Raw genomic sequence first — 23241 nt, forward strand, 5'->3', positions numbered from 1 at the left:
ATGGTCAAGATCTGACTCAGCACCTAGCCGGGGTTGGCAGCGCACCGTCAATCTCTGACGCAGCTCTTTCCCTGCAGCTACCCCGACTGGAGTCAGAGTGAGCCCCACCTCCTCTCACCGCCGCCACCTCGCGGCCGGAGCCATAGCGGCCACCGCCGCCCTCGTCGCCGCCACCTTCCAGGCCGGCACCGCGAACGCCGCCCCCACCGGCCGTGACGCGGCGATCGCCCAGGCCCGCGCCAACGTGGCCCACAACGCCGGCGTGTTCGGCTTCGGCGACGGCCAGGACCTCCAGGTCAAGGACGTCGTCGTCGACGCCGACGGCACCCAGCACGTCCGCTTCGACCGCACCTACCTCGGCCTGCCCGTCGTCGGCGGCGACCTGGTGGTGCACCAGGACGCCCACGGCCGGCTCAAGGACTCCACCCGCGCGGCCGCCCACGACGCCGCCGTGAAGTCGACCGTCCCGAAGGTCCCGGCGCAGGCGAGCGCGCGTCAGGCGCTCCAGGCCGCGCCGAGCATCGGCTCCGCCACCAGCTCGCCCGAGCTGGTCGTCTGGGCCGCCGACGGCACGCCCCGGCTCGCCTGGAAGACCACCGTCGCCGGCGTCGGCGAGCACGGCCAGCCGGCCGGCAAGGTCGTCGTCACCGACGCCACCACCGGCGAGCAGATCGAGACCTACGACTCCGAGCACCAGGCCAGCGGCACCGGGCACTCCGAGTACACCGGCGACGTCACCATCGACACCACCGCGCAGTCCGGCGGCTACGCGCTGATCGACCCGGTGCGCGGGACCATCACCAAGGACGCCCACAACGTCTCGTCCAACTCGCTCAACGCGAACTCGGGCACCGTCGTCACCGACGCCGACAACGTCTGGGGCGACGGCAGGAAGTTCTCCACCGACCGCTCCACGGCGGCCGTCGACGCCCACGCCAACACCGCCTGGACGTACGACTACTACAAGAACACCTTCGGCCGGAACGGCATCAAGAACGACGGCAAGGGCGCCACGGTCTTCGTCCACGTCGGCACCAACTGGGACAACGCCCAGTGGTCGGACAGCTGCTTCTGCATGATGACCGGCGACGGCGACGGCGTGACCGACCCCGAGCAGGTCGACCTCGACACCATGGGCCACGAGATGACCCACGGCGTCACCAGCGCCACCGCCAACCTGCGCTACAGCGGCGAGTCCGGCGGCCTCAACGAGGCCACCAGCGACATCTTCGGCACCATGGTCGAGTGGTACGCCAACAACGCGGTGGACAAGCCGGACTACCTGTTCAGCGACCAGTCCACCCCGCCGTGGCTGCGCCGGATGGACAAGCCCTCGCTCGACGGCCGCTCCGCCGACTGCTGGACCCGCAAGGTCGGCCAGCTCGACGTGCACAACTCCTCGGGCGTCGGCAACCACTGGTTCTTCCTGGCCAGCGAGGGCAGCGGCAGCCGGACCATCAACGGCTTCACCTACAACAGCCCGACCTGCAACGGCTCGACGGTGACCGGCATCGGCAACCAGAAGGTCGCCAAGATCTGGTACCGCGCGCTGACCGTCTACATGACGTCCACCACGGACTACAAGGGCGCCCGCACCGCGTCCCTGAACGCCGCCAAGGACCTCTACGGCCTGAACAGCACCGAGTACAAGGCGGTCGCGGCCGCCTGGAGCGCCGTCTCGGTCGCCTGACCCCCCGCTCCGCACCCGCTCCTCCCCCTGCGGCCCGTCGCCCCCCTGCGGCGGGCCGCAGTCGTGCGCGCGACCGCGTGCGGGACGTGCGGCTCCCCCGACCGACCCGGTTCGTGCCCGGCACTCCGCCCCACCGAGCGGACGCGGGTGCGCTGATCAGGGCCCGGAACATTCGGCACATTCGCCCGTTATGATGATGATTCAACCAACAGGGGGACGGGCGCATGCACGACGACGAGGCCCAGGAGCTGGGACCGCTGCTGCGCGCCCACCGTCGCGCGGCCGGGCTGACGCTGGAGGAGCTCTCGGAGGGCTCCGGCGTCAGTGCCCGCGCCATCGGCGACATGGAGCGCGGCCACAGCCGGGGCCCGCAGGCCCGTACGGTCGAGGCCCTGGCCGGTGCGCTGGCGCTCTCCCCCGCCGACACCGACGCCCTGCTCGGCGCCGCCCGGGCGGGCCGCCGCCGGCACGAGCGGCCGACCCCACCCGGTCTCTGCGACCTGCCGCCCGCGGTCCCGGACTTCACCGGCCGCCCGGCCGAGGCCGCCTGGCTCGCCCGCTCCGCCGACGAGCCGGAGCGTCTGCCGGTCTCGATCGTCTCCGGCGCCCCCGGCCTGGGCAAGACCGCCCTGGCCGTGCACACCGCGGCCGGGCTCGCCCGCCGGTTCCGGGACGGCTGCTTCTTCGTCGACCTGCGCGGCCTGGACACCGAACCCGTCACCCCGCACGACGCCCTGGCCCGGCTGCTGCGCGCGCTGGGCGTGCGCGAGCGGGAGGTCCCGCTCGAAACGGACGAGCGCCAGGTCCTCTACCGCCGGCTGATGCGGGAGCGCAACGCCCTGGTCGTCCTGGACAACGCCGCCCACGAGGCCCAGGTGCGGGCCCTGCTGCCGGGCGCCGGCGCGGGCGCCGCCTGGATCACCAGCCGGCGCACGCTGACCGGCATCGAACACGCACGGCGGCTGCTCCTCGAACCGCTGCCCACCGACGCCGCCACCGCCCTGCTCGGGGCCATCCTCGCCCAGCAGGACGACGCCCTGTCGGAACGCACCCCGCGGGACGGCGCGGCCGGGCCGGACCCGGCGGCGCTGGCACTGATCGCCGACCTCTGCGGACACCTGCCGCTGGCTCTGCGCATCGCCGGCCACCGGCTGCTGAGCCGGCCGGGGTGGAGCGCCCACCACCTCGTCGAGCGCCTGGGCGACGAGGACCTGCGCCTGCAGCGGCTCACCGCCGGCGACCTGCGGATCCGCTCCGCGTTCGGCCTCTCCTACGCGCAGCTGCCCGAGCCGCTGCGGCGGCTGTTCCGCCGGCTGGCGCTCGTCCCCGGGCCCGACTTCGACGCCGCGCTGGGCTCCGCCCTCACCGGGCTCGGCGCCGGCCGGGTGGAGGAGATGCTGGACGAACTGCTGGAGCTGGGCCTGCTCGGCCGCACCTCCGCCGACCGGCTGCTGTTCCACGACCTGATCCGCCTCTACGCACGCGAGCGACTGCAGGAGGAGGAGTCGCCCGAGGAGCGGCGCACCGCGGAGGCGACGCTGTACGGCTGGCTGCTCGACACGGCCTCGGCCGCCGGCCAGTGCTTCCAGCCCGGCCCGCCGCCGGCGAGCGGCCACCCGTTCCCGACGGCGACGGCCGCCCAGCGGTGGCTGGCGACGGAGAGCGCCAACTGGCTGGCCGCGCTGCACGGCGCGGCGGCCGCCGGCCGGCACGCCGAGGTGGTGCGGACCGCCGAGTCCATGCACTGGTTCTCCGACCGCTGGACCAACTGGGGGCACTGGCACACCGTGTTCGGCCTCGCCCGGGCGTCCGCCCGGGCGCTCGGTGACGACACCCTGGAGGCGACCCACGCCAACTACCTCGCCTGGGCACTGCTGTACTGCCTGCGGCAGCCCCGCGAGTCGCTGGCCGTCGCCGAACAGGCCGCCGAACTCGCCCGCCGCGGCGGCGACGCCGGCCAGGAGGCGTGGGCCCACTTCTACGCGGCCGCCGCCGGGAACCGCCTGGGCACCCTCGACGCGGCCGCCGACCGGGCTCGCCGGGCGGCGGAACTGTTCGCCGTGGCCGGCGACCACGAGGGCCGGCCGCAGGCCCTGCTGGCGCTGGCCGCCGCCCAGCAGCAGCAGGGCGACGCCGAGGGCGCCATCGGGACGGCCGACACCATCATCGCCCTGCTCGCCGACCCGGCCACCGCCCCCGCCCCGCACATCACCGACTTCACCATGACCAACGCGCTCTCCCAGCGCGGCAAGGCCCAACTGGACCTCGGCCGCGCACAGGACGCCGCGGGCTCCTACACGGAGGCACGCCGTCTCGGCGCGCGCGTCGGCGTGCCGCTGCTCCAGGGCATCGCCGCCCTCGGCCAGGCCAAGGCCCTCGACGCACTCGGCGATCGTGCCCAGGCCCTCACCGCCGCCCGGGACGCCGTCACCTTCGCCGAAGCCGCCGACGACCCCGTCCGCCTCACCGAGGCCACCGCCCTGGTGACGAACTGGTCGACGTCGCCGGAGAGCTGACGACCCGAGGCTCGGCTCGGCCGGCGAGTGCGGCGCCCTGACATCATGTCGTCATGGCCGGCTCTGTGAACAACAACTTCAACGGGCGCGCGGAGAACGCCATTCTGGCGCAGAACGTCGAGGTGACACTGGCGCCCCGCCCTCCGTCCGACCCGCCTGCCGAGGACGAACTGGCCAGGCTGGTACGCAAACAGTGGGACGACGAGGCCAACGTCCGTGGCTTGACGGGCTCCGTGCCCATGTCCGTTCAGTGGGACGCGCGGCAGATTCGCAGCGCCCCGCCGTCCCCCGCACCGGGCGAACGGACCGGGCTCGACGACCTGCTCGCCCGGATCCGTGCGCTCACGCCGGTCCGCCTGATCATCACCGGACCGGGCGGAGCGGGGAAGTCGTCGCTGGCCGTGCTGCTCGTTCGCGAGCTACTGAAGCATCGAAGGTCCGGTGATCCCGTCCCCGTCCTGCTGTCCCTGTCCGACTGGTGCCCCGGGCGCGAGGACAGCCTGGACGACTGGGTCGTCCAGCGAATCAGGGAGGACTACGGCGAACTCGCCACCCGCACCGGCGAGAGCAGGGTGGCGACACTGGTGGACGACGGGAGAATCATCCCCGTTCTGGACGGCCTCGACGAACTCATGTCCCTTCCCGGCAAAGAGGTGGCGATCGCCATCGATCGCTGGCGCGCGAGCGTCGACGCGCCTCTGGTCCTGCTGTCCCGGCCGGAAGCCATCGAGGCGGCCGCGGCATCGCCCACCGAACTCCGGAACATTCCGGTCGTCCGGGCGTGTCCGATGTCCCCCGAGGCCGGGCTGGGCTATCTCACCGGACGTTGCCGTCCCGCCCAACGCATCTCCTGGGAATCGGTCTTCGCGACGGCCGTCCAGCACTCCGGTGGTCCCCTGATCACTGTTCTCTCATCGCCCCTGATGCTCTGGCTGGCTTCGGAGGTGTACGCGACCGAGTCCAGTGATCCCCGCGAGCTGCTCGACACCGCCAGGTTCTCCACCCGCGAGGACGTCGAAGGCCACCTCCTCGACGAGCTGCTTCCGGCTCTGTACTCGCGAGGCCCGGCCCCGGCCTCCGTACCCAAGCCGGTCCGCCGGTGGGGAGTGGAGCAAGCACGGACGCACCACGGCTTCCTGGCCCGCCAGTTGATTCGCCGACGGACCCAGGACATTGCCTGGTGGCAGCTACAAGGCAGACTCACCGGGCCGGCGCTCTGGAGCGGAGTCGTCCTGACGGCGGCAGCGCTGTGGGGAACGGCGGCGAGCCATGTCGTGACCGCGCTCCTCTCCCTCGCCGGGCGTTTCCGGGCTCAGCCCCCGTTCGGAGACACGGTGGAGGCGCTGAACCTGGTGGCCGTACTGTCGACCTTCGCCACGGTCGCCGGTCGAACCGCCGCCGGCCACCTCTTCCCCGGTCTCGACGACCGCCCCCGGCGACCGGCCGCCCTGCGGGTTCGGCTCCTCACTACCGTGCTCGCCGCGGGCCTGGCCGGTGCGGGGATGATCGTTCCGGGCGGCGGCGGTCTCGCGATCGTGGTCGGCCTCACCCTTCCCACGTGCTCCGGTGTCCTGCTGACGAGGAGGGCGGAATACGACACGGCCACCAAGCCCGGGGTGCTGCTCGCCGACGAGCGGCGGATCGCCCTGACCGAAGCAGTACTCGTGGCGCCCGCCGTAGCCGCGGCCTGGGTGGGGTTCTTCTCCTGGCCCCGCAGCCATCCACTACTCGCCGTCGGGGCGCTCGTCGTCGCGTGGTCGTGTTCGTCCTTCACCTTCGCCGCCACCGGCCGATGGGGGCGCTGGACGGCCACGCGCCTCGAACTGGCGGCACGCCGACGCCTTCCGTGGGACGTGATGACCTTCCTGGAGGATGCCCGTCGACTGGGCATGCTGCGCCAGGTCGGCGGCGTCTACCAGTTCCGACACACGGAACTACGGCGCCGGCTCGGCGGAGCCGGCGAGAAGCGGCCAACCGCCGGGACGCTGCCACCGCGTACGGTCCTCGTTCGCAGCAGCGGCAACACCGTTCGCGCGCTCGGGCGGGGCGTACTCGGTCTGACGGTGCCGGTCGTCGCACTACTCGTGGTCGTCTCGCCGCTCACGTCGCGTGACGGGTATCTGGCTGACTGGCAACAGAGTTGGGAGCTGCTGGTCAGGTTGCGATTCCAGCTCGGCGCCATGGGCGCCGTACTCCTGCTCGGCGCGGTGGCGCTGCGAGCGGTGGACACAAAGCTGAGGATCGATGCCGAGGCGATCGAGCTCACCAAGGGGCGCAAGGTGCGGCTTCGTTGGGACGACGTGGACGCGGTGCGGGTCCACCGCGTCAGGGGAACCGTCCTGCCGGCCCACTTCCACCTGGAGCTGAAGCCCGCGCCGGGGCGCGACACACCGAGGTCCCTCACGAAGTGCGGCGACTGGATCCGCTTCTGGGATCTCGGCCCGACCGACACGCCACCGCTCGAACTGGAGGCGGCCCTGGCCCACTTCGCCGGCCGCCGCTGGAAGAGCACGACAGGTCCGTGACCAGCTCCACGGGAGGCTCGGCCGTCCGGGCCCGTGGAGCACCGACGTGGGAAGGGTGGCCGGGGGTCGGGGCAAGGCGGCCGGGATCCTGGCCGGCCGTCCGAGACGAACACGAAGAGCGAACCAGCTGAAGCCCCGGCATCTTTGGGGTTTTCGCCAGTACGCCGCGCCCTCCGGCGGCAGGGAGACTTCCGGCCAGAGGCCGCGGCCCGTCCGAAGGCCGACGCCAACGACAGAGGGGGACGACCCGATGAGTGGTCAGCTGTACGACGAGATCGGCGAGGCGTTCGAGGGCTTCAAGAACCTCCCGCTCGCACGCTACGGGGAGGTGGCCGGATTCCTCGCCCTCGTCGGCGACGTGAAGGCCAGGTCGATCCTCGACCTGGCCTCCGGGACCGGCTTCTACAGCCGGGAGTTCAAGCGCCGCGGCGCCGCCCGCGTCCTCGGCGTCGACATCTCCTCCGCGATGATCGACGCGGCCCGGGCCCTGGAGGAGAGCGACCCGCTGGGCGTGCAGTACGAGGTCGGCGACATCGCCGAACTGCCCGCCTTCGAGCAGCCCTTCGACCTCGCGGTCGCCGTCCAGGCGTTCAACTACGCCGAGGACGTCGCCACCATCGAGCGGATGTGCCGCAGGATCCACCGCAGCCTCGCGGACGGGGCCGAGCTCTTCGCCTTCGTCCAGCACCCGGACTTCCGCTTCGACGGGCCGTCCCTGGCCAAGTACGGCTTCCTGTGCGAATCGCTCGGCGAGGAGACCGAGATCGGGCCGCGGGTGCGGATCACCGCGCTCCTCGACCCGCCGATCTCCTTCGTCGCCAACCCGCCGAGCCGCGAGGTCTACGAGAAGTGCCTGCGGGCGGCCGGGTTCAGCGACATCACCTGGGTGCCCCTGGAGATCTCCGCCGCCGGTGTGCGCGAGTTCGGCGCGGAGTTCTGGGACGACTTCAACGCCAACCCCGCGCTGACGATGCTGCGCTGCCGGGCCTGACCCCGAGCGGCCGGTCCCCGGCCCGTCCCCGGTCCGTCAACGGTCCGGGGACGGGCCGGGGACGGGCCGGGGACGGGCCGGGGACGGGCCGGCCGCTCACGCCGGCACCGCGGTCAGGCCCGCGGTCGCGCCCACGTCCGACCAGCGCGGTGCCGGGATGCGGGCCTCCACGGTGGGTGCCTCGGCGACGCGGGCACCGGCCTGCCACTCCCGCGGGGAGACGCCGTAGGCCGTCCGGAACGACCGGCTGAAGTGGCTGGCGCTGACGAATCCCCACCGCCCGGCGACCGCCGCCACGGTGACCGGGCGCGCGGTCGGACGGGCCAGGTCGCGGCGGCACATGGCGAGGCGCTGCCGCTGGATCCAGCGGCCCACGGTGATGCCCTCGCACTGGAACAGCTTGTGCAGGTACCGCACCGACAGGTGGTGGGCCGCCGCGATCTGCTCCGGGTCCAGCTCCGGATCGCCCAGGCGGCGCAGGATGTGGTCCTTGATCCGGGCGAGCAGGGCGAGGGCCGCCTCGGAGGGCTGCGCGCCGGGCGGCCGGCCCCGGCGCTCCTGCGCGAGGACGGCCAGCAGGTCCAGCGCGGTCGCGGCCAGCCGGACCGCGGCCTGCGGGTCCAGCACACCCACCGCCCGGGCCAGCCGGTCCAGGTGGGCGGCGACCAGTGCGGCGGTGCCGCCCTCCGCACCGAAGTCCGTCGCGGTGAGCTCCCGCAGTTCCTCGTCGGAGACCCCGATGGCCGCCCGCGGCCAGTGGAAGGCCGTGAAGGAGAACGGCTCCGCCAGTTCCTTGCTGAACGGGCGCCCGGCATCGGAGACGGCGAACGTCCCCGGCCGCAGCAGCACCTGACGGCCGTCCTGGACGAGCCGGGCCGTGCCGCGGTGCTGCAGGGCCAGGGTGACGTGGTCCTCCCCGCCCCGGGCGATCAGGCCGCTGCTCCGGACCACCCGCTGGGGGCCGGCCTGGACCAGCGAGACCTGTAGGGCGCCGAGGCGGTGGCTGGTGATGGTCCCGACGGAGGGCGCGGATTCGAGCAGCCTGACGTCCAGCGGGATGAACGTGTGCGCGACCGCCTCGTGCCAGTACTCGGCACGGTCCGTCGTCGGCAACGCGGTGGTGGAGAGGGTCGTGGCGGCGGCGGGCGCGATCGCAGTCGCGGGCGCGGGCGCGGGCGCAGTCGCAGCGGCGGTTTCGGCGGCGGTGGCAACGGGAGGCATCTGGTTACTCCTGCGACGGCCGGCGGGGCGGGCCCGGACGGTCCGTCGGGTGAGGTCGGGGGGGTGGGGACGGGCGCGGTACGGCCCCTCGGCCTCCTCCATCCCACCCTGCCCCACCGCCGGCCACCAGGAAGAACAGCAGGAAGAACTTCGCCCCGCCGGGGTGCGACGACTGCGACGTCCGGGACGACCACGACGGCGCCGGCGACGACCGCGCCGGCCGCGGCGACGGCATGCAGTGCGGGGACAGCGGCAGGGCGCGATGGGAACAGAATGCCCCCGGAACCTCACCTAACGTCAACTCTGCAACGCGGCAGACCAGTCCGCGCCGGGCACCGGGTGGGTCGAAGGATCCTCCGGGCCGTCCCCGGCGCGCGGCCCGCGCCCGCCGCCGTCACCGTCCCCGTCCCGCCTCGCCCAGCCGCGAGCGCGGGAACCCGCTCCGAAAGGACTCCCCATGGTCGACTTCGCCCAGGTCAAGGCCGCGCCCAGCCCCGACCTGCTGACTCCCGACAACGCCGTCATGCTCTTCGTGGACCACCAGCCGCAGATGTTCTTCGGCGTGGGCAGCGGCGACCGCGCCGCGATCATCAACAGCACCGTCGGCCTCGCCAAGGCCGCCCGCGCCTTCGACGTTCCCGTGGTGCTCACCACGGTGGCCGCCGAGTCGTTCTCCGGCCCCCTCCTGCCGCAGCTGGCCGAGGTGTTCCCCAAGCACGAGGTCCTCGACCGGACCAGCATGAACGCCTGGGAGGACGCCGCCGTCGTCGAGGCGGTCAAGGCGACCGGCCGCACCAAGATCGTGCTGTCCGGCCTCTGGACCGAGGTCTGCCTCGTCCTGCCCGCCCTGTCCGCGCTCGGCCAGGGGTACGAGGTGTACGTCGTGGCCGACGCCTCCGGCGGTGTCAGCGCGGCCGCCCACGAGCACGCCCTCCAGCGGATGACCGCCGCCGGCGCCGTGCCGGTGACGTGGGTGCAGGTGCTGCTGGAGCTCCAGCGCGACTGGGCCCGCCAGGAGAGCTACGGCGCGGTGATGGAGATCGTGAAGGAGCACGCCGGCGCCTACGGGCTCGGTGTGGTGTACGCGCAGAGCATCCTCGGCGCCCACGCGGCGGGCTGAGCCGGTGCGCCACCGGATCCCCCACCCCGAGCGGGGGCGCCGATGAACCTCGGCCTGTTCGTCCTGCGCGTCGTCGTGGGCCTGCTGATCGCCGGCCACGGTGTCCAGAAGGTGAGCTTCCACCTCGGCGGCCAGGGGCTGGAGGGCGGCACCCGCGAGTTCCGCGGCGACGGCTTCCGCGGCGGGTGGCTCACCGCGCTCGCCGCCGGGGCCGGGCAGATCGGCTCCGGCCTGCTGCTCGCCGCGGGCCTGCTCACCCCGCTCGCCGCCACCGGCGCGATCGGCGTCATGACCGTGGCGCTGACCGTCAAGCGCCCCCACGGCCTCTGGGTCCAGAACGACGGCTACGAGTACCCGCTGGTCCTCGTCGTGACCGCCGCCGCGCTGGCCGCGACCGGACCGGGGGCGTGGTCGGCCGACCACGCGATCGGGCTGACGCCGTATCCGCTCCGGTGGTCGGGTGCCGCGCTGGTCGCCGGCCTGGGCAGCGGCCTGCTGACCAGGCTCGTCCTGCACCGGCGGTCGACCGCCGACCCGGCGGCCGGGCCGGCTTCCGGGCCCGGCACCGTCGAGCACGCGGGCGCCTGAACCGCTCCCCCGCGCCACGGCCGCCCGAACCGTCCCCCGGTTCGGGCGGCCGTCGGCATGCCCGGACGCACCCCGCGCCCGCCCTCGCGCCGCCCCCTCGCCCGACCGCGCACTCACCAGGCCCCTCGACCGTGTCAACGGTCGAGGGGCCCTCGGGCGTGCCTGGCGCCCGGACCGGGCCGGGCCCGACCCCGGCCGCCCGACCCCGGCCGCCCGACCCCGGCCGCCCGGCCTCAGTCGGGCCAGCGGTGGAGTGCCACGTGCAGGGTGTCCACCGCCTGGATCAACGCGGCCCGGGCCGTCGGGGCGTGCCGGCAGGCGTCGAGCAGCACGAAGCCGTGCACGACGCCCTGGTAGCGGGTGGCCACCACGGGGACGCCGGCCGCCCGGAGCCGGGCGGCGTACGCCTCGCCCTCGTCCCGCAGCACGTCGGCCTCGGCGGTGATCACCAACGCCGGCGGCAGGCCGGCCAGTTGCTCCAGGGAGGCCCGCAGCGGGGCGGCGGTGGCCTCGCGGCGGCGGGCCGGGTCGGGCAGGTAGGCGTCCCAGTACCGGCGCATGTCCTCACGGCGCAGGAGGTAGCCCTCGGCGTACTCGCGGTAGGAGGGGGTGTCGAAGTCCGCGTCGGTCACCGGGCAGATCAGCACCTGGTGGAGCAGCGGCACCGGGCCGTGTCTGCGGGCGAGCAGCGTGACGGCGGCCACCAGGTTGGCGCCCGAGGAGTCCCCCGCAACGGCCATCCGTTCCCCGTCCAGGCCGAGTTCGCGGCCGTGGGCGCGGATCCACTGGGCCACCGCCCAGCACTGCTCGACGGCGACGGGGTAGCGCGCCCGGGGCGCCCGGTCGTAGTCGACGAAGACGACGGCGGCGTCCGCCCCCACCGCGAACTCGCGCAGGATCCGCCCGTACGAGTCGGCGTCGCCGAGCGCCCAGCCGAGACCGTGCAGGAAGAGCACGACGGGGACGGGCTCGGCGGCACCGGCCGGTCTGACCACCTGGACCCGTACCCGCCCGGTCGGTCCGCCGGGCAGGGCGAGCCATTCCGCGGTGGTGTCCGAGGGGTCGTCCAGCAGGTCCTCCACCAGGTCGGCGAGCAGGTCGGCGGGCGCCGCACCCGGCTCGACGGGCCGGCCGCCCCGGGCGCGGGCCGCTGGTTCGGAGGCCCCTGGCGGCCAACCGGCCGGAGCCGGGCGGCCGGCGAGGGCGTCGAGGAACGCCTGGACCGAGGGTTCGAGGGCCGGGCGCCGGTCGGGCGAGGGGGTGGTGTCGGACACGCTTGTCTCCTGGCGTAGCGGCCGGTCGGCCGGATTCCACGGTGGTCGTCCTCGTTCCGACGGCCCGACCCGGTCGGTCCCCTGCCCGACGGTCCCTGCCCGACGGCCCCTGCGCGACGGGCCTTCGCCCCGCGGCTCCGCGCCGCCGGCCCCAGGGCCGGCCGGGTGGGTACGCCCGGGGCGCCGCGCCCCCGGACCGGGCGCGCGGCGGCCGCGCGGGCACCCCGTCCAAAGTAGGCGTGCAGGGGGCCGCCACCGTCCCGGGCGGGAACCACGGTTTGCCCGACAGTGCACACCGCGGGGGCGGCCCGTCGGGCCGGCTCAGGCCCGGGCCCGTCAGACCAGGCACAGGGCCAGGGTCCGTCAGGTCGGCTCAGGCCCGGAACTCGTCAGGCCGCGTCAAGCCGTCCCGTGCCCGGGTCGGGCAGGCGTCAGGCCCCGTCGGCGGCCCGGAGCGCGCGCCACTCGCGCGGGGAGACCCCGTACGCGGCGCGGAAGGCCCGGCTGAAGTGCGCCGGGTTGACGAACCCCCAGCGCTGGGCGACGGCCGACACCGTCGGCACGGCGCGCCCGCGCCGGGACAGCTCCCGGGCGCACTCCTCCAGCCGGCGCTGCTGGACCAGCCGACCCACCGTGACGCCCTCCCCCTCGAAGATCCGGTGCAGGTAGCGCACCGAGATCCGGTGCGCCCGGGCGATGCCCTCGGGCGAGAGGTCCGGATCGCCGAGGTTCCGGTCGATGTGCTCGCGGATCCTGCGGACGAGGTGCCCGTTGGCGCTGGGCTGCTCGGTGGCCGTGGGCCTGGTGAGCTGGGCGACCAGGGTGATGAACAGGTCCGCGACGCTGCCGGCCAGCCGGTCGCCGACGGACGCGGGATAGGCGTGCGCGGAGTCGGCGAGGGTACCGAGGAACGGCAGCAGGACGGCGCCCAGACCCTCGTCGGCGGTGAGCGCGCTGCCGGCCACCTGTCGGGCCTCGCGCTCCGAGACCCCGAGCAGCCGGCGCGGCACCTGGAACACGTGGGCCCGGAAGCGCTCCGGGTAGTCGATGGAGTAGGGCCGCGCGGTGTCGTAGACCAGCAGGCCGCCCCGGGCGACCTCCGCCCGGCGGCCGTCCTGCACCAGCACGGCGCGGCCGGATTCCTGGACCCCCACCCCCAGCTGTGCCTCCGCCCCGGCCTCGGCGGAGCGGGCGACCAGGCCGGCCGTGCGGGAGACCCGGGCGGCGTCCGCCTCGATCGTCGAGACCTGCACGTAGCCCAGCCGGTGCGAGGACAGGCGGCCGTCGAACGGCCGGTCGGCGTGCGGCACCACCTCCACCGGTGCCAGCGTCCGCGAGACGGCCTCGCCCCAGAACGCCGCCTTCTCGCCGTCCGGGACGGAAGCCGTCGTCCACAGCACACCCACCTGACCTGCCCCTTTCCGGCCGAAGCCTTCCAGGTCAAGCCTCGGCCGGGGGCGGCGCCGTCCGCTAGGTCATTTGACTGTCGCTCTGCGGTCGACCCGGGAGTGTGCACGCGTAGTCAAGCCCGGATGCGCGGACGGCACGGGTCGGCGCGGAGGACGACGGGGCACGCGGGGCACACCGAGCACGCGGAACAGGCGCCACGCGGACCTCCCGCACCGCCCTCACCCGTCACCGAGGGCGCGGGCGAGCGCGGCCCGCGAGGCGATGCCGAGCTTGGGGAAGATCTTGTACAGGTGCGCCGCGACGGTGCGGTGGGACAGCCCGAGCCGCAGACCGATCTCCTTGTTGCTCAGGCCCGTCCCGGCGAGCCGGGCGATCCGCAACTCCTGGCCGGTCAGCGCGGCGGCCGCCGACGCCGACACCGCCGGACCCGCCACCACCGCGCCGGTCGCCGCGGCTGCGGCCGGCTCCGCCCCGACCGGGCCGCCGGCCGCCCGCAGCTCCTCCTCGCAGCGGTCCGCCCAGGGGCCGGCCCCGAGCCGGCGGAAGGCGTGGTGGGCGGCGCGCAGCACGTCGCGGGCCCCGGCCCGGTGACGGCGGCGCAGCCAGGAGCCGTGCGCCAGCCGCAGCCGGGCCAGCTCGAACACCCACTGCTCGGCGCCCGGCACCGCGTACGCCGCCCGGTACGCGTCCTCGGCCTCGTCGTCGTCCGCGGCCACCGCGGCGGCCGCGGCCAGCAGGAAGGCGTGGTGGCCGGAGATCTCGTCGGCGCGCACGGCCCGCCCGGCCGCGACGTGTGCGCGGGCCTCGGGCCGCCGCCCGGTGTGCACGGCGGCCTCCACCAGGTCGAAGAAGAGCGGGTGGAACCAGGGCAGGCCGCGGGGCAGCCGGCCGGGCGGGGTGAGGTCGGCGAAGTGCGCGTACGCCTGCTCGTAGCGGCCGTGGGCGAGGGCGGCGAGGCCCCGCAGGTGGGTCAGCCGGTCCAGGACGAAGCGCATCCGGGCGCGGGCCGCCGTCGGCCGGACGAGCCGCTCGATCTCACGCAGCCCCTCCTCGTCGCCCCGGCCGGCCAGGAAGTGGGCGTAGTAGTGGCGGAACATCAGCGCGTTGCAGTGGTAGCCGAGCTCGTCCGCCACCTCGGCCTCCCGTAGGCAGACCGGGGCCAGCTCCCACCGGCCGCGCAGGAAGTCCTGGTAGGCCTTGGCCTTGGCCACGGAGCCCTGGGTGGCGTAGCCGTGCAGCCCGGTGAAGCGCCGCCACAGCTCGCAGTCGGCGGTGTCGGCCGCGGTCGCCGTCCAGAGCAGCAGCCAGGCGGTGCCCGCCTCCTGCTCCTCGCTCAGCCCGTCGGCCATCGCCCGCAGCTCCTCGGCCGCGCCGTGGGCGGTCCGGGCCGGGTCGGACCAGGCCCGGTGGCAGAGCCGGCCGGGCGCCGAGACGTTCTCCCGGTGCCGCTCCAGCGCCTGCCAGGCCCGGGGGTCGCCGGTGTACGTGGCGGCGAGCAGCAGCTTGAAGTAGACCTGGTCGACCAGGCCGCCGAAGGTCTCGGCGCCGGGCGCGGTCAGTGCGTCGAGGGCCGCGGGCAGCAGGGCGGCGGAGGACTCGAAGTCGACCCGGTGGCTCTGGTCCACGTAGACCACCGCGTACGCGAACAGCGGGGCGATGTCCGGCGGCACCGGGGCCCGCCGCACCTCCTCGACCAGCGCGGCGGTGTGCCGCAGCCGCCCGCCGCGGGCCGCCATGACGGCGGCCCAGGTCAGCCGGCGGGCCCGGGCGGCCGGGTCGGCGCTGAGCGCGGCGGCGCGCTCCAGCAGCAGCGCGCCCTCCGCCTCGCCGCCGCGGCGGGCGAGCCGGCCGCCGGCCTCCTGGAGCCGGGCCGCCAGCCCCTCATCCGGGAGCAGCGCGGCGGACGCCTCGTGGACGAGGCCACGCGGGTCGTCCGGAGCCAGTCGGCCGGCCAGTGCGCGGTGGGCGGCGCGCCGTGCGGACTCCGGTGCCGTGGAGATCACGGCGGCGCGGACCAGCGGGTGACGGAAGACCAGCCGCCCGGCCGGGTCTAGCCCGGCGAGGCCCTCGGCCTCGATCCGGGCCAGGGCCTCCTCGGCCCCCGTTCCGGCGACCTCGCGCAGCCAGACCCCGCCGGCGGCGTCCGTGCCCGCGGCGAGGGCCGCCAGCAGCAGGACGCGGCCGGCCTCGGGCGTCAGCGCGCCGAGCCGCTCGGCGAACATCCGCTCCAGCCGTCGGCCGAGCGGCAGTCGGTCGGGCAGCGGCGCGAGCCCGCGCTGCTCCTCGCCGCGCAGTTGGCGCGGCAGCTCCACCAGGGCCAGCGGGTTGCCGGCCGCCTCGTCCAGCACCCGGTCCGCGGCGGTGGCGGCCAGTTCCGGGCAGTTCCGCAGCAGCAGTGCGGCGGCGTCCGGCCGGGGCAGCTCGCGGACCTCGACCGGCTCGACGGGCCAGGCCTCGGCCGCCGCGCCGTCCGGGCGGCCGGCGCCGACGATCACCAGCGGCAGCTCCGCGCAGCGCCGCTGGAGGAAGGCGAACACGGCGGCGCTGGAGGAGTCGATCCAGTGCAGGTCGTCGAGGACGAGCAGCAGCGGGCCGTCGTGCGCCGCCCCGGCGAGCAGCGCGAGGGTGGCGGCCCCGACGGCGAAGCCGCTCGGCGGGGTGCCGGCACGGGCGCCGAGGGCGCACTCCAGGGCGTCCCGCTGGTGCTCGGTCAGCGTGCGGGAGGCCTGCAGCAGGGGCCAGGCCGCCTGGTGGAGCGCGCCGAAGGCGAACTCCCGCTCGGCCTCGGCGCCGATCGCCCGCAGGACGGTGAACCCGCGCTCGCCGGCCCGCCGCGCGGCCCAGTCGAGCAGCGCGCTCTTGCCGATGCCCGATTCGCCCCGCAGCAGCACGGCCGAGCCGCCGGCACCGTCCGCGGCCCGGTCCAGGGCCGCCGCCAGCAGCTCGGTCTCCCGTCGGCGCCCGACCAGTTCGGCATCCGGTTCGGCGTCCCGTTCCGCGTCCTGCGTGTGTCGCCCCATCTTCGTCCCCAGGGTCGGCCGGCCTCCCGGAGGCGGTCCGCACGTGCCTCCGGACGCTGCCCCGGTGCCCTTCGGCCCCCGGTCGTTCAGCGGGTTGTGCCCGTCACCGGGCAGTGTGAACCCTACCTTCCGCCGAAGGCCCGCGGCGCCGGGCCGGGATCCACCCTCCTCCGCAGGTCAGCGCGGTACGCGGGGGGGCGCTGGGGGTCCGCCGACTGCCCGGGGCCGGCCGGTGACCCGGTCACCGGCCGGTCGTGCGGACTTCAGCAGGACGGGGCCGTGTCCGCCGGCGCCGCGTAGCACAGCACGGTGACCCTCTGGAGCGGGCTCCACTCCTCCTCGACGGCGGCCAGCAGGCTCCAGCCGGCGCGGCGGTACAGCCCCGCCGCAGCCGAGTCGGAGGCCAGCACGTCCAGGACCGGGTGCAAGCCGTGCAGCCGTGCCGCCGCTACGACTTCGCTCAGCAGCAGGGCGCCGATGCCGTGGCCACGTGCCCCCGGCGACACGTACAGGCGGCTGACCACCGCCGTCGCCCGGCTGGGAAGGCCCGTACGACGGCTCCACTCCCGCGGTGCCAGATCCCCCGGAGCGCTGCGGCAGAGGCTGATGTGGCCCACCACCTCGCCCGCCCGCTCGGCGACCCAGGCCTCCAGCAGGGACGGCTGGGCCAGCCACCCGAACGGATCGTCCGGCCAGTTCATCGGGTAGCCGTCACTGCCGTGGACTGCACCGAGCACGCGGACGCACGCGTCCAGGTCCGACGGCTCCCGCCGCCGGACGAGGCATTCCGAAGGTCGACGGGCTGCGCCGCTCTGCTTGTCGATCACAGGGACAGCCAATCACAGGCCGAGGGCTGCTGAACGGCACGCACGGGTTCCTCACAGGCGCAGCTCCGGCGGGAAGCCGGTCCAGCGCAGCTCGGCTGGCAGGTGCCCGGTGTCGTTGTAGACCAGGAGGGACGCGGGCCGGCCCGGGGCGTAGCGGATCACGGTCAGCGCGGCGTTGGCGTGGTTGAGCGCCAGCCAGCGCCACGCGGGAGCCTCCAGAGCGTCCCGGACCAGCCAGGCCACCAGGAAGTTGTGGGTCACCACCAGCTCGTGGCGCTCCGCGGCGCCCTCCACCGGGCCCGCGAACCGCGCCAGGGCCTGCCGCGCCAGCACCGGTCCGCGCTCGCGCTCCTCGGCGGTGGCCCCGGCGAGGAAGCGCAGGAGGCGGTCGGCGCTGTCGGGCGGCAGCTCCTCCCGCTCCGGGACGTGCGGAACGTAGTCGCCGGCGACCTCGGAGACCGTGAGGGGAACACCGTCCAGGTGCTCGCCGATCAGCCGGGCCGTCTGCGCCGCCCGGGGCAGCGGGCCGTGGTGCACCGCCGAGATCGGGCGGCTCGCGAGCCGCGCGCCGAGCAGCGCCGCCTGCCGCCGTCCGTCGGCCGACAGCCCGCTCTCGTCCGGCAGCGCCTCGCCGTGCCGCACCAGGTACAGGTAGCGCGTCGCCGTCTCCGTCATGCCGAGGGCCCTCCGCCTTCGTCGCGATCTTGTCCGCCTTCCCGGGCTGGACGCGGTCCGTGCCGACGGTGGTTCCCCGCGGGCTGCGGCGGCACCGGCGCGACCCGGCCGCTGCGCCCGTTCGGTCAGCTGCGGGTGAAGGTCCCGAGGCCCTCGTGGTTGAGCTGCTCGACGACCACGGCCGCGGCCCGCCCGTCGGCGCCGACGGTGAACGTCACCCCGGAGAGGCCGACGGCGTTCTCCCCCCTGGTCCGGAAGCCGAAGACGTCGCCGTCGTAGTCCTGGAGCGGGAACTCCAGGTCGTCGGGCCCCAGGCTCATCACCAGCCCGCCCCCGTCCCGGGCGCTCACGGTCAGCGGCCCGTAGTAGCCGTTGCCGTACGTCCCGACGTAGGCGGCGTCCGGCCTGGCCGCAGCGGCGCCCGCCGGCGGCTTGCCGTAGTCGGTCGGCGAGACGCCCTCCAGCGCGGCGGCGGGGACGGCCTTGCCGAAGAAGCCCAGCCAGTCGACCGTCTCCCGGCCGTCCTGGGCGAGGTCGAGGAACTCCTGGGCCACCGCCTCCGCCACGCCGATCGGCTGGCCGTTGGTCAGCACGACGATCCCGATCTGCTCGGACGGCAGCAGCGTCACCACGGTCGCCGCGCCCAGTTCGAAGGCCCCGGAGTGGTTCAGCCGCAGCCGCCCCTGGGGGTCGTGGCTGACGTTCCAGCCGAGGCCGTGGAAGCCGGCGCCACCCGCCGGCGCCGTCGGCGGGTCGGAGACGATCTGCGGCACCCGGGTCTCGTTCAGGCCCGCCGCGTCCACGATCTGCCGGCCCTCGAACGTGCCGTCGGCCAGTTGCAGCCGCATCCACCGGGCGAGGTCCTGCACGGTGGAGCTGACCCCGCCGGCCGGGGACTGCGGGTCCGGGTTCCCGGTGGTGCTGACCTGCCAGCCGGTGTCGGTCCGGACGTGCGGCACCGCCTTGTTCGCCGCGCCGTCGTAGGCGGAGCGCAGCGAACTCGTGGAGCTCATCCCCAGCGGCTTGTAGAGGACGTCCGCCGCCAGGTCCTCCCACTCCACGGCCATTGGCCTTGGCCACGGCCACGGCCGCCTCGGTCAGGCCGTAGTCGGTGTGGGCGTAGCTCGCCCGGAACGGCGCGAGCGGCTGGTCGCGCAGGTGCTGGAGGATGTAGTCGCGCTGGTGACCGAGGTCCTCCAGCAGGTCACCGGCGTGGTCCGGAAGGCCGCTGCGGTGCGAGAAGAGGTCGGCGATCGTCACGTGGCCGCTCACCCAGGGGTCGGACAGCGCGAACCCCGGATCGTGGCTGGAGACCGGGTCGTCCCACGTCACCGCCTTCTGGCCGACCGCCCCGGCGACCACGGTGGAGGCGATCGGCTCGGACACGGAGGCGAGCTGGAAGACCGTGTCCGGGCCCACGGGCTCCTGCTCACCGAGCCGGCGGACGCCGAACCCCTTGGCGTGGACCACCGTGTCCCGGTACACGACCGCGAGGGCCAGCCCCGGGACGCCCGTCGTCGCCATGGCGTTCTGGACGTAGCCGTCGATCCGGCCCACCGCGGCGGACACCTTCTCCTCCGTCAACCGGGGCGGCGGCTGCGGCGGAGCGGTCGCCACCGTGCCGGAGGGGGTGGAGGCGGGGCTCGGCATGGGCGCGGCCACCGGACCGGGCGCGGCCGCCGGACCGGGCGCGGCCGCCGAGGTGCATCCGGCGAGCAGCGGGCCGCTCAACAGCAGGCCGGCCAGCAACGGCGCCGCGACGCGCAGACCCGGCCGGGCCGCACTCCGCCCCGGCCCGGCAGTGGGCCGCCGGGCTGCGCCGTGACGATGCATCAAGGTCCGTCCTCCCTCGTCCGGGCGGCGCGGCCCCGATCCGACACGCCGCCGTCCGCCTCACGGCGCGAGTATTCGACGGCCCGGGACGGCCCCGGCCACCGCCGCGCCGTCCCCCGCGCAATCCACCCACCTGCCGTAACGGGGGCGGTGGCCCGGACCCGTGCCACTGACGGGGGTACTCGACCTGCCGACTTGACGGGTCGGCCAGACTGAGGGCGTGAACGACCGGAGGACCCTGGCCGAGGCCCGTACAGCCGAGCGCACCGAGGCTCGTGCAGCCGAGCTCGCTGAGGCGCGTGAACGCGGCCCCTCGCACGTCGTCGACCTGCAGTGGCGGCGGCTGCGGGCCGACGCCGCCGATGCGGGCTACGACGCCTTCGTGGCCCTCCTGGACGCGGCGGCCGTCGAACCGGGGCTGCGGCGGCTCTTCCCGTTCACCACCATGTGGGTCCTGTGCTTCGGCTCCGACCCGGGCGCGCCGTCGCCCGCCCGGACCCCGGCCGTGCTGGCGCTGCCGGAGGGGCGGTTCCGCGTGATGGCTCACCGGCGGGGCGAGGTCATCGGCGAGACGGACTCCGCCGCCGCGGCCGTCGCGCTCGTCCTGGCCCGTCTCCCCCCGTCCTACAAGGACATCCAGCAGTAGAGCTGTTCGCCGACGTCGCGCGCCCGCCCGGCGAGCCGGACGAGCTCCGGGCGCGGAAGTAGTCCGTCAACACACCCATGGCGCCCCCTCCGGAGTCCGATCCGACGTCACGCAGTAGATCAGGCACCACCCACAGCCCGGGAGACCGCTCCCCGGTCGGCGACAGGTCGACAAGAATATGAAGACCGGTCTACTGTTTCCGTCATGGGAGTCAAAGGCGAGGAGACCCGCGCCCGGCTGGTGGCCGGGACGCGCAATCTGATCGAGGCGCAGGGCTACTTCGGCACCGGCCTCAACCAGATCGTCACCGAGAGCGGGGCACCCCGCGGCTCGCTCTACTTCCACTTCCCCGAGGGCAAGGACCAACTGGTCGCCGCCGCACTCGTCCAGGCGGGCCGGGAGGTCGAGGAACTGCTCACGTCACTGGCCCGCGAGGGCACGGACGCCGCCACGATCATCGGGCGGCTCACCGAGCTCTTCACCGCCCGCCTGGAGGCGTCCGACTACACCAAGGGCTGCCCGATCGCCACCGTCGGCCTGGAGGTGTCCGGCAGCAACGAGGCACTGCGCCGCACCTGCGCCGAGGTGTACCGCAGCTGGCAGCAGGTCGTCACCGACCGCCTGACCGCCCAGGGCTTCGGCCGCGCCGACGCCGAGACCACCTCCGGCCAGGCACTCGCCCTGCTGGAGGGGGCGGTCCTACTGGCTCGCGTACGACGCAGCCGCCGCCCCCTGGACGACGCCCGGGACGCCGTGAGCACCTTGCTCACGGCCAAGGAACCGCAGCCGTGACGCGCGAAGGAGCGCCACGATGCGACCCCGGACGCGTCACGGCTCACGCCTGACGAGTCGACCGGCGGGCTCCGCCGACCGGCCACTCACGAAGATGCCGAGCGGTCCACCGACAACGCCCGGCTCCCGGCACCCCGCCCGTCTCCTGCCGCGCTTCCAGCCCTCCGCCGTTCACGCAGCTCCCAAAAATATGCAGACCGGTCTACAGAAAGGGATCCACCCTGCCATGACCACCACCCCGGGCACCGACCCCGCCGCCGCCCCCGCCTCACCGCCGACACCGCCGCCACCGCCCCGCACGCTCGTCCTCGGCGCCACCGGCTTCATCGGCCGCTGGCTGGTACTCGAACTCCTCCGCCGGGGCGAACCCTTGGCCGCCGCCGTCCGCGGCGGGCGCGACACGGCCAAGGACCGCGAGCTGCGCCGCTGGCTCCGCGCACACGGGGCGGACGACGCGCCGCTGACCACCGTCGCCGCCGACCTCACCCGCCCCGGCCTGGGCCTCTCACCCGGGGACGAGGCCCGGCTCACCCGCGTCCGCGACGTCCACAACCCGGCCGCCCGCTACGAGTTCGGCCTCCCCCGCGCCGAGGCGCACGCCGCCAACGTGGACGGCGCACTCCACGTCCTCCACTGGGCGGCGACCCGATCGGGGCTCCGCCGACTGGTCCACCTCTCCGGCTACCGGGTCGGCCGCGATCCCGCACCGCGCCATCCGCTCCCGGACGCCGAGACCGACGCGCTCTACGCCCGCCTCGGCGCGTACGAGGCGTCGAAGCAGTTGGGCGACGCCGCCGTCCGCGTCGAGGCCGCCCGGCTCGGCGTACCGCTCACCACGGTGAACCCGAGCAGCGTGGTCGGCCACTCGGCGACCGGCGAGGCCGGGCAGTACGTCGGCCCGGCCGAGCTGGTCCGTCAACTCTGGCACGGCCGACTGCCGTTGCTGCCCGGAACGGCGCGCACGTTCCTGCCGGTGGTCGCGGTCGACCACCTCGCCCGCTTCCTTGCCGCCGTCCCCGCGCACGACCACGGACCGGTCCACGCCCACACCGTGCTCGACCCCTCCACCCCGCCACTGGCCGAACTCGTCGCCGTGGTGGCCGAGCACCTCGGGGTGCCGGCGCCCCGCCGGCTGGTCCCGGTCGGCCTGGTCCGCCGGCTGCCGCGCGCCCTCACCGGCGCCGACCCCGAGACCCTCACCTTCCTCTCCGAGGACACCTACGACACGACGTCCGCCGACCGCCTCGCCGACGCCGCGGGACTCCAACACCCGCCCGTCATACCGCTGTTGCAAAGCTGGGCCACCCGGCTGGTGGCCGAGGGCTTCGGGGCGGGCGACGGCTCCGCTCCCGACACCGGCTTCACTCCCGACACCGGCTCCGCTCCCGGGGTCGACTCCGCTCCCGGCACCGGCTCCGCGACGCCCCTCGCCGCGATCGGCTTCGCCACCGTCGCCGGGAGCCGCAGCTTCCTGCTCGGGGACCGCGAGGCCCCGCGCCACGTCCTCCTCCACGGCGCCGGCGCCGACGCGGACGCCTGGCGAAGGGTCGCCGCGCGGCTCTCCGAGCCGGCCCTCGCCCCCGACCTGCCCGGACTCGGCCGCTCCTCCGGGGCCACCGCCCCGGACCACCACTGGCTGGCCGAACTGCTCGCACCGGCGAGGACGCGCCCCCTCCTGGTGGCGCACTCGACCGCCGCCGCCACGGCGCTGCGCTACGCGGCGGACCATCCGGACCGCGTGTCCGGCCTCGTCCTGGTCGCACCGCCGCACCTGCGACCGGACTCCGCCGTGGTCGCCAAGCTCCCCTCGCACCGCCCCGGTGCGGTCCGCCGGGCTGAAGCCGCGCTCCGAAGTGCCCGCCGCCCGTCCGAACGAGCCCGGGTGGCGGCCCTGCTGGCGTCCTCCTCGACGCCGGTCCGCCTCGTCCCGGCCCCTTCACTCCCCCAGGCCGGCTACCCCGGCGAACTCGCCCTCACGATCGAGGACTTCACCCGGTCGCTACCCTCCCGGTAGCGCCCCTCAGGCCCTTGACCAGCTGAATCGATCTCCACGATCACCGCTGGTCCCACTGACGTCCTCGCTTGACAACGCACCGGCCGCCCCTCGCAAGGG

Annotated in this window: 16 protein-coding genes and 1 pseudogene; 9 read left to right on the plus strand and 8 right to left on the minus strand. The window is 75.0% G+C overall.

The features are described 5' to 3' along the window. Window positions 1-97 precede the first annotated feature (97 nt). The 4 genes from RMN57_RS05020 to RMN57_RS05035 all read left to right on the plus strand — a co-directional run bounded on the left by RMN57_RS05020 (window position 98) and on the right by RMN57_RS05035 (window position 7722). Window positions 98-1690, plus strand: coding sequence for a M4 family metallopeptidase (locus RMN57_RS05020; protein WP_313762149.1), 1593 nt, complete (start codon window positions 98-100; stop codon window positions 1688-1690). Window positions 1691-1914: 224 nt separating this feature from the next. Continuing rightward, window positions 1915-4206 (plus strand): helix-turn-helix domain-containing protein, encoded by a 2292-nt coding sequence (locus RMN57_RS05025; RefSeq protein ID WP_313762150.1) that lies wholly within the window; start codon window positions 1915-1917, stop codon window positions 4204-4206. Window positions 4207-4259: 53 nt separating this feature from the next. Further along, window positions 4260-6731: a hypothetical protein gene (locus RMN57_RS05030; RefSeq protein ID WP_313762151.1), complete on the plus strand. Its 2472-nt coding sequence runs from the start codon at window positions 4260-4262 to the stop codon at window positions 6729-6731. 250 nt (window positions 6732-6981) lie between these two features. After that, window positions 6982-7722 carry a class I SAM-dependent methyltransferase gene (locus RMN57_RS05035; RefSeq protein ID WP_313762152.1) on the plus strand — a complete coding sequence of 247 codons (741 nt, stop codon included), beginning with the start codon at window positions 6982-6984 and terminating at the stop codon, window positions 7720-7722. A 96-nt stretch (window positions 7723-7818) separates the two neighbouring features. Here RMN57_RS05035 and RMN57_RS05040 read toward each other — a convergent pair whose 3' ends face one another. Further along, window positions 7819-8943, minus strand: coding sequence for a helix-turn-helix domain-containing protein (locus tag RMN57_RS05040; RefSeq protein ID WP_313762153.1), 1125 nt, complete (start codon window positions 8941-8943; stop codon window positions 7819-7821). 457 nt (window positions 8944-9400) lie between these two features. On the opposite strand from RMN57_RS05040, the gene RMN57_RS05045 reads away from it, so the two are divergent. Continuing rightward, on the plus strand, window positions 9401-10063 hold the full coding sequence (locus RMN57_RS05045) for a hydrolase (RefSeq protein WP_313762154.1): 663 nt from the start codon (window positions 9401-9403) through the stop codon (window positions 10061-10063). Between the two features lie 42 nt (window positions 10064-10105). Continuing rightward, window positions 10106-10651 (plus strand): DoxX family membrane protein, encoded by a 546-nt coding sequence (locus tag RMN57_RS05050; RefSeq protein ID WP_313762155.1) that lies wholly within the window; start codon window positions 10106-10108, stop codon window positions 10649-10651. Window positions 10652-10884: 233 nt separating this feature from the next. Here RMN57_RS05050 and RMN57_RS05055 read toward each other — a convergent pair whose 3' ends face one another. From RMN57_RS05055 to RMN57_RS05085, 7 genes and pseudogenes are all read right to left on the minus strand, one after another. Then, on the minus strand, window positions 10885-11925 hold the full coding sequence (locus RMN57_RS05055; RefSeq protein ID WP_313762156.1) for an alpha/beta hydrolase: 1041 nt from the start codon (window positions 11923-11925) through the stop codon (window positions 10885-10887). Window positions 11926-12356: 431 nt separating this feature from the next. Continuing rightward, window positions 12357-13331: a helix-turn-helix domain-containing protein gene (locus tag RMN57_RS05060; RefSeq protein ID WP_313762157.1), complete on the minus strand. Its 975-nt coding sequence runs from the start codon at window positions 13329-13331 to the stop codon at window positions 12357-12359. A gap of 222 nt (window positions 13332-13553) precedes the next feature. Further along, window positions 13554-16355: a LuxR family transcriptional regulator gene (locus RMN57_RS05065; RefSeq protein ID WP_313762158.1), complete on the minus strand. Its 2802-nt coding sequence runs from the start codon at window positions 16353-16355 to the stop codon at window positions 13554-13556. A gap of 263 nt (window positions 16356-16618) precedes the next feature. Next, window positions 16619-17182, minus strand: a complete 564-nt coding sequence (locus RMN57_RS05070; protein WP_313762159.1) for a GNAT family N-acetyltransferase — start codon at window positions 17180-17182, stop codon at window positions 16619-16621. 51 nt (window positions 17183-17233) lie between these two features. Then, complete coding sequence (locus RMN57_RS05075) at window positions 17234-17857, minus strand: histidine phosphatase family protein (protein WP_313767713.1); 624 nt, start codon at window positions 17855-17857, stop codon at window positions 17234-17236. 125 nt (window positions 17858-17982) lie between these two features. Then, complete coding sequence (locus RMN57_RS05080; RefSeq protein ID WP_313762160.1) at window positions 17983-18918, minus strand: serine hydrolase; 936 nt, start codon at window positions 18916-18918, stop codon at window positions 17983-17985. Window positions 18919-18988: 70 nt separating this feature from the next. Then, a pseudogene (locus RMN57_RS05085) lies at window positions 18989-19690 on the minus strand (serine hydrolase domain-containing protein); the annotation flags it as partial. Window positions 19691-19910: 220 nt separating this feature from the next. Here RMN57_RS05085 and RMN57_RS05090 point away from each other — a divergent pair. From RMN57_RS05090 to RMN57_RS05100, 3 genes are all read left to right on the plus strand, one after another. Next, complete coding sequence (locus RMN57_RS05090; protein ID WP_313762161.1) at window positions 19911-20336, plus strand: DUF6193 family natural product biosynthesis protein; 426 nt, start codon at window positions 19911-19913, stop codon at window positions 20334-20336. A 204-nt stretch (window positions 20337-20540) separates the two neighbouring features. Further along, window positions 20541-21128 carry a TetR family transcriptional regulator C-terminal domain-containing protein gene (locus RMN57_RS05095; RefSeq protein WP_313762162.1) on the plus strand — a complete coding sequence of 196 codons (588 nt, stop codon included), beginning with the start codon at window positions 20541-20543 and terminating at the stop codon, window positions 21126-21128. Between the two features lie 226 nt (window positions 21129-21354). Further along, window positions 21355-23142, plus strand: a complete 1788-nt coding sequence (locus RMN57_RS05100; RefSeq protein WP_313762163.1) for an alpha/beta fold hydrolase — start codon at window positions 21355-21357, stop codon at window positions 23140-23142. Window positions 23143-23241 lie beyond the last annotated feature (99 nt).

The organism is Kitasatospora sp. CM 4170 (assembly GCF_032110285.1).
Lineage (GTDB): Bacteria > Actinomycetota > Actinomycetes > Streptomycetales > Streptomycetaceae > Kitasatospora > Kitasatospora aburaviensis.